The 6,380-nt window shown below is 34.8% G+C and carries 7 protein-coding genes; 2 read left to right on the top strand and 5 right to left on the bottom strand.

The annotated features are described in order from the left end of the window. On the top strand, positions 1-497 hold a 497-nt coding region (locus ACY65O_RS00700; RefSeq protein ID WP_462218924.1), incomplete at its 5' end, for an alpha/beta hydrolase. On the opposite strand, the gene ACY65O_RS00695 is transcribed toward ACY65O_RS00700, so the two are convergent. From ACY65O_RS00695 to ACY65O_RS00675, 5 genes are read right to left on the bottom strand one after another with little or no spacing between them, the layout of a single operon-like run. Beyond that, a complete protein-coding gene (locus tag ACY65O_RS00695) occupies positions 483-1,388 on the bottom strand; it encodes a S66 peptidase family protein (RefSeq protein WP_462218923.1) in 906 nt (301 codons plus the stop codon). The genes ACY65O_RS00700 and ACY65O_RS00695 overlap by 15 nt on opposite strands. Continuing rightward, positions 1,385-1,825, bottom strand: coding sequence for a PIN domain-containing protein (locus ACY65O_RS00690; RefSeq protein WP_462218922.1), 441 nt, complete (start codon positions 1,823-1,825; stop codon positions 1,385-1,387). The genes ACY65O_RS00695 and ACY65O_RS00690 overlap by 4 nt, the downstream gene beginning before the upstream one ends. Beyond that, the gene (locus ACY65O_RS00685; RefSeq protein WP_462218921.1) at positions 1,822-2,043 is read right to left on the bottom strand and encodes a hypothetical protein; all 222 of its coding nucleotides are present in this window, start codon (positions 2,041-2,043) and stop codon (positions 1,822-1,824) included. Before ACY65O_RS00685 ends, ACY65O_RS00690 begins: the two co-directional genes overlap by 4 nt. Before the next feature lie 32 nt (positions 2,044-2,075). After that, entirely contained in the window at positions 2,076-3,098 is a 1,023-nt protein-coding gene (locus ACY65O_RS00680; RefSeq protein WP_462218920.1) for a S66 peptidase family protein, read from the bottom strand. Between the two features lie 35 nt (positions 3,099-3,133). Then, a complete protein-coding gene (locus ACY65O_RS00675) occupies positions 3,134-3,904 on the bottom strand; it encodes an NUDIX hydrolase (protein WP_462218919.1) in 771 nt (256 codons plus the stop codon). A 107-nt stretch (positions 3,905-4,011) separates the two neighbouring features. Between ACY65O_RS00675 and ACY65O_RS00670 the strand changes: the two genes are divergently transcribed. Next, positions 4,012-6,339: a glycoside hydrolase family 3 C-terminal domain-containing protein gene (locus tag ACY65O_RS00670; protein WP_462218918.1), complete on the top strand. Its 2,328-nt coding sequence runs from the start codon at positions 4,012-4,014 to the stop codon at positions 6,337-6,339. Positions 6,340-6,380 lie beyond the last annotated feature (41 nt).

Here is a 6,380-nt window from a genome sequence, read left to right as displayed (position 1 = left end):
TGTGGATGGAAGATTATCCCGGTTTTGGAAAAAGCACCGGTGAAAGAACAGAAAAAAAAATGTACCAGCAGGCATTAGTTATTCAAAAAATGGCATTGAGTAAATATGGGAAAGACAGTATTATTTTGTATGGCAAATCTTTTGGTACCGGCATTGCAGCTTATGTTGCATCACAAACTAATTGCAAACAATTAATTTTAGAAACGCCATACTACAGCATTCCTGATTTGTTTGGCTGTTACGCATTTATTTATCCAACAGAAAGAATGTCAACTTATAAAATTCCTGCTTACAAATATTTACAGGATGTTACATGCCCTATTACTATTTTTCATGGCACCGATGATGGCGTTATACCATACCGATGTGCAGCAAAATTAAAAACTGTTTTAAAACCTGCTGATGAATTTATTACTGTTGAAGAGGGTACGCATCATAATTTGGCAACATTTAATTTGTATAAAACAAAACTGGACAGCCTTTTAAATCTCAGATAGTGCAGTTTGCTTTTTGGTGATTGCTAATTTATATTTTACTCCTACTTTTAATGCATAATTTTCTTTGCCGTGGCTAATCGGAAAATTAAAGCAAACGGGGTAACTGTATGCTGCAACAATTTCCTGTATTACTTCATATACTGTTTTGCCAAATGGCCTGTCGGTATCTTTTATATCGGTAAAGCCGCCAATAATTAAGCCTGCCAGATTATCTAATTTTCCGCTGCGTTTTAATTGGTACATCATTCTGTCGATGCTGTAAATCTGCTCACCAATATCTTCTATAAATAAAATTTTATTTTTTGTGTTAATGTCAGATGATGTGCCGGTTAAATGCGCTAACAAACTAAGGTTGCCACCTACTAATTCGCCAATTGCTGTTCCGTTTTTATTGAATGGATGGGGCGATAATTTATAAGTTGCTTTTTTACCAGCCAATGCTTTTTGTAAAGATTGTATAAATTCATTTTCGCCTTCGTTAAATGCAGCGGCCATGGATGCATGTAAGCTGGCAATTTTTACATTAGTGTAAATGTGTGAATGCAAAACAGTAATGTCACTGAAGCCAATAATCCACTTAGGCTTCTTTTTAAATTTTGTAAAATCAAGCTTATCAATAATTCTACCCACGCCATAGCCGCCACGGCCACATAAAATAGCATTAATATTTACATCATCCAGCATGGCTTGTAATTCATCTCTACGTTCTTCATCGGTGCTGCTAAAATAATTTGTTGAGTTACTGCCTAATGTTTTGCCCACCATTACCTGGTAACCCCATCGTTGCAAAGTATCAATACAGGTTTGTGCTTTTGCTGCAGCCATAAAACCTGCAGGGCAGGTAATGCCAATGGTGTCGCCTTTTTTTAAATAAGGAGGAATTTTTATCATAAACCTTTAATGATTTGTTTTAATTCTTTTGTAATAATTACATTTTTAAAGCCTTTTCTCTTTAAAGCGTTACGAAGTTTTAAATCACCCGTCCATAAAAGTAAATCAAGTGCCATGGAAAATGCTATAAAAATAGTATCATCAATATCTATGCTGGCAGTAAAATTTTCAGCCTCTATTATATTTTTATTTGACAAATCTTCATCAGGTAAAACAAATAAACAGTCGAGTAAAACAGATAGGTTATTCTGAAATAGCTCAAGGCTCTTTTTCATCTTTCTGCAAATTCCATCTTGGTTTTTTATAATTTCTTTTAAAGCAAAATGAGGAGTGGCAAAATCTAAATGGGAGTAAGGGGTAGTGATTATTTTGAAGAGTTCGCTTTTAGATTCTAAGCAAGCACTAATTATTATATTGCTATCAACAAGTATTGTCATTTCAGACTAAGCCCTCTTTTTTTCTTCAATTTGTCCCAGGCTTCTCTATTAATTTTTCTTGAAATTTCATTAATTGTTTTTTGAGAGATTTTTTTTGGAACACCTCCATTGTTTTCTAAAAACTGAATATATTCTTTGATCCTTTTAATACCACTCGTGCCTATTCTTTTAGGTACCCTAACAGTAACATAGTCTTTATCAATTATTTCGCTTGCCATAGCTTTATGTTTTATCAAATATACAAAATACTTTAGATTTCTTTTAGCGTTACAGCCTTAGTATTTATAGAAAGCTGGTGCTTTATGCCACACTTCAACGCAAAATTATTTTTCTGATGGCCCACAGGAAAATCAAAGCAAACAGGGTAATTGTATTGCTTTACTTTTTCTAAAACAATGTCAAACAAATTTTTTCCAAATTCTTCTTCGGGTGTGTCTGCAGGTTTTACTTTAAAGCCGCCAATAATTAATGCTTTAAGTTTATTTAATTTGCCGCTGCGTTTTAAATTCCAGAACATGCGGTCGATACTGTATAAATATTCGCCGGTATCTTCTACAAATAAAATTTTACCATCCGTATTAATATCACTTTTACTGCCGGCAAGTGTTTCTAAAGTTTTTAAATTACCACCAATTAAAATACCTTCTGCAATGCCTGTTTTGTTTTTTTCGTTTGGCGTTGCTGAGTAAATCATTTTTTCTCCACTCAGGCATTTTTGTATTGATTCAATGGTTTCAATTTGCACCGGTTCTGCTTTGCTCCAGTCTGCAGGAAAACTGTTGCACATTTTAGAATGTATAGATGCAATGCCAAAATTTTTATTAAGATGAGAGTGCATTACGGTAATATCACTAAAACCAATAATCCATTTTGGATGTGCAGTAAATTTTTTAAAATCCAGTGCATCAATAATTCTTATGGCACCATAGCCACCTCTTGCACACATAATAGCTTTTATTTTTTTATCATCCAGCATTTGCTGAAAATCCTGCAGCCTTTCTTCATCGGTTCCGCCAAACGTAAAATCCTTTTTACCTACTGTGCCGCCAATCTTAATTTCAAACCCCCATTCTTTTATTTTGTTTACGGCAGGTTGTATGTCTTCTAAAATAATAAAACCGGCAGGGCAGGTAATGCCAATAATATCTCCTTTTTTTAAGTAAGGCGGTATTTTAAGGGGAATATCAGGTTCGTTAAATGTTTTTAAATTTTCTCTCGAACTAAGTATAGCACCTGCAGGCAGGATTGAAGAGAGGAAATGTTTTCGATTCATTATTAAAATAAGTTTGAAAATTTGATTTAAATAATTTACAACTCAAACCCCATTCCTCCCTTTAAAGCCTTCTGGTATTTACGCAGATCAAATTTGTGGTAATAAGGTGCTTTATGCGCTACTCCTTTTTTAGTTTCTTCTAATTTTTTTAAAATGCCGGTACCAAAAATTTTACGCTGAAAATTTCTACGGTCTAAGTTTCTGTCTAAAATGGTTTCGTATAATTTTTGTAATTCGGGCATAGTAAATTTTTCGGGCAGCAGGTTGTAACCAATAGGATGGTAATTTAATTGTGCCCGTAAATTTTCTAAAGCTTTTTGCAAAATATCATTGTGGTCTAAAATTAATTCAGGTATAGTGTGAATATTAAACCATTCGCAGGCAGCAGAAAAAACATCTGCAACAGGTTTTACTTTTGTAAAATCAACCAAAGCCCAATAGCCAACAGAAATAAAACGCTCAAACATCCAGGAATCTTTTATGGAAACTCCGGTAGTTTTTAAAAATTGGGTATTAATTTTTTTTGTAGAACGATCAGGAGTACTAAATACATGAAACTGCTGTAAAAAAATATCATCCAGCCCGGTACGCTGTTTTAAAATGCGTTTTGCTGCTTCATCCATATGCTCTTCTTTTTCAATAAAGCCTCCGGGCAAAGCCCATTGTCCTGCATATTTTGCATTCAACAGCAATACTTTAAGTTCATTTTCATGAAAACCAAAAATGATACAGTCCACAGAAATATTGCGAAGGTATTTTTGGTGCCCATTTAAAAAATGGTCAGCTATTTCTCCTTTAAAACCCATAAGTAAAAGTAAAGTTCTGCCAGCAGAGTAAAAATAAATTTTTATAAACGACAAAAAATATTTATCATTGTGTCATAATAACACAATGATAAATTAAAACTTGCACAATGAAAAAAATATCTTTCTCACTCATCTGCTTTTTAAGTGGAATTTTAGTCTTCGCTCAAAGTAAAAATGCAAAAGAAATTGTACAGCAACTAACGCTGGAAGAAAAAGTAAATCTTGTTGTTGGTATGGGAATGAATTTGCCCGGAATGAATATGAGCAGCGGAACAGGTGTAGGCCAAATTACCGATGGTGTACCCGGTGCTGCCGGAACCACTTATTCTATTGGCCGCCTTAATTTACCTAATACTATTGTGTCTGATGGGCCTGCTGGCTTACGCATTGACCCAACAAGAAAAGACGATAAAAATACTTACTATGCCACGGCATGGCCGGTAGCCACTTTACTGGCAAGCACCTGGGATACTAAATTGATACAGCAGGTTGGAGCAGCAATGGGTAATGAAGTAAAAGAATATGGTATTGATGTTATTTTAGGCCCGGGCATGAACATTCACCGCAACCCTTTGGGCGGGAGAAATTTTGAATATTATTCTGAAGACCCTTTGGTTACAGGAAAGATGGCTGCCTCAATTGTAAACGGTATACAAAGTAATGGCGTAGGTGTTTCCATAAAACATTTTGCATTAAATAATGAAGAGAGAAACAGAAACACTGTTAATGTAATAGCAGGGGAAAGAGCCATCAGGGAAATTTATTTAAAAGGTTTTGAAATTGCAGTTAAAGAATCTAATCCCTGGACGGTAATGAGTTCATACAATTATGTTAATGGTACTTATACTTCAGAATCTTATGATTTATTAACAACCATTTTGCGCAAAGAATGGGGCTTTAAAGGATTGGTAATGACAGATTGGTTTGGTGGCAAAGATGCCGTAGCGCAAATGAAAGCCGGCAATGATTTACTGATGCCCGGTACTGCAAATCAGAAAAAAGCAATAACCGAAGCACTGAGCAATGGCTCATTAGATATAAAAATAGTAGATGCCAATGCAGAGCGTATTGTGAATTATATTTTAGGTACGCACACTTATAAAAAAGATGCCTTTAGCAATAAACCGGATTTAAAAGCTCATGCAATGATTGCCAGAACTGCAGCAGCTGATGGTATGATTTTATTGCAAAATAAAAGCATGGCTTTGCCCATTGCTAAAGCAACAAAAAAAATTACGGCTTTTGGTAATACTTCTTATGATTTTATAAGTGGTGGTACCGGCAGTGGTGATGTAAATGAAGAATATACCATTTCGCTGGTGCATGGATTAACCAATGCCGGTTATACCGTAGATGGGGATGTAAAAAATATTTATTCCTCTTACCTGGATGATTATAAAGCCAGGCATCCAAAAAAATCATTCTTTGAAGAATTTATGAACCCCACACCGTATGCTCCGGAATTTGTGGCAGATAATAAATTAATTAATAGCAAGGCAGCAGCATCCGATATAGCTATTATTACTATTGGAAGAAATGCCGGCGAAGGCGCTGACAGAAAAGTGGAAAACGATTTTAATTTAAAACAATCAGAAATTGATTTGATAAATAATGTGAGCAATGCTTTTCATGCAAAAAATAAAAAAGTAATTGTAATAATTAATGCAGGCGGTGTAATTGAAACAGCAAGCTGGAAAGATAAAGTGGATGCTGTATTACTTGCATGGCAGCCTGGCCTGGAAGCCGGCAATGCAGTGGCCGATATTTTAAGTGGCAAAGTAAACCCAAGTGGCAAATTAGCCACCACATTTCCTGTAAAGTATGAAGATGATATTACCGGTAAAAATTTTCCCGGTATTGAATTTCCAGAAAAAGCCACTACCGGAATGTTAGGTATGAAAGCCATTCCTGCAGAAGTAACTTACGAAGAAGGTGTATATGTTGGCTACCGTTATTACAATACATTTAACGTAAAACCGGCTTATGCTTTTGGGTATGGTTTAAGCTATACAAATTTTGAATACAGTAATTTTAAATTAAATGCAGCATCATTTAATGGAAAAATTATTGCCACTGTTGAGGTAAAAAATGCAGGCAATGTTGCCGGTAAAGAAGTGGTGCAATTGTATATAACTGCGCCATCAAAAAAATTACAAAAACCTGCAATGGAATTAAAAGCCTTTGACAAAACTAATTTGCTGCAGCCTGGGCAAAAGCAAACGCTGCAATTTGAAATTGCTGCAAAAGATTTAGCTTCTTTTGATACCGAACGTACCAGTTGGGTTACCGATGCAGGAACTTATATTGTAAAAGTTGGATCATCATCAGATAAAATTATTAAAACAGTTTCTTTTACTGTGCCCAAAGAAATTGTAGTGGAAAAATGCAATAAAGTTTTGGTGCCGCAGGTACAAATAAATGAATTGAAAAAATAATTGCTTATTATGAAGATGTTTGAGTTATTTATTTTGACTTG

Source organism: Ferruginibacter sp. (assembly GCF_031430955.1).
Lineage (GTDB): Bacteria > Bacteroidota > Bacteroidia > Chitinophagales > Chitinophagaceae > Ferruginibacter.
This window is presented reverse-complemented; position numbering and strand designations above follow the sequence as displayed.

Bases quoted from the DNA above. Each gene is read 5' to 3' on its own strand.
- ACY65O_RS00695 (WP_462218923.1), bottom strand. From the start codon at position 1,388: ATGATAAAAATTCCTCCTTATTTAAAAAAAGGCGACACCATTGGCATT.
- ACY65O_RS00690 (WP_462218922.1), bottom strand. From the start codon at position 1,825: ATGACAATACTTGTTGATAGCAATATAATAATTAGTGCTTGCTTAGAA.
- ACY65O_RS00670 (WP_462218918.1), top strand. From the start codon at position 4,012: ATGAAAAAAATATCTTTCTCACTCATCTGCTTTTTAAGTGGAATTTTA.
- ACY65O_RS00675 (WP_462218919.1), bottom strand. From the start codon at position 3,904: ATGGGTTTTAAAGGAGAAATAGCTGACCATTTTTTAAATGGGCACCAA.
- ACY65O_RS00685 (WP_462218921.1), bottom strand. From the start codon at position 2,043: ATGGCAAGCGAAATAATTGATAAAGACTATGTTACTGTTAGGGTACCT.
- ACY65O_RS00680 (WP_462218920.1), bottom strand. From the start codon at position 3,098: ATGAATCGAAAACATTTCCTCTCTTCAATCCTGCCTGCAGGTGCTATA.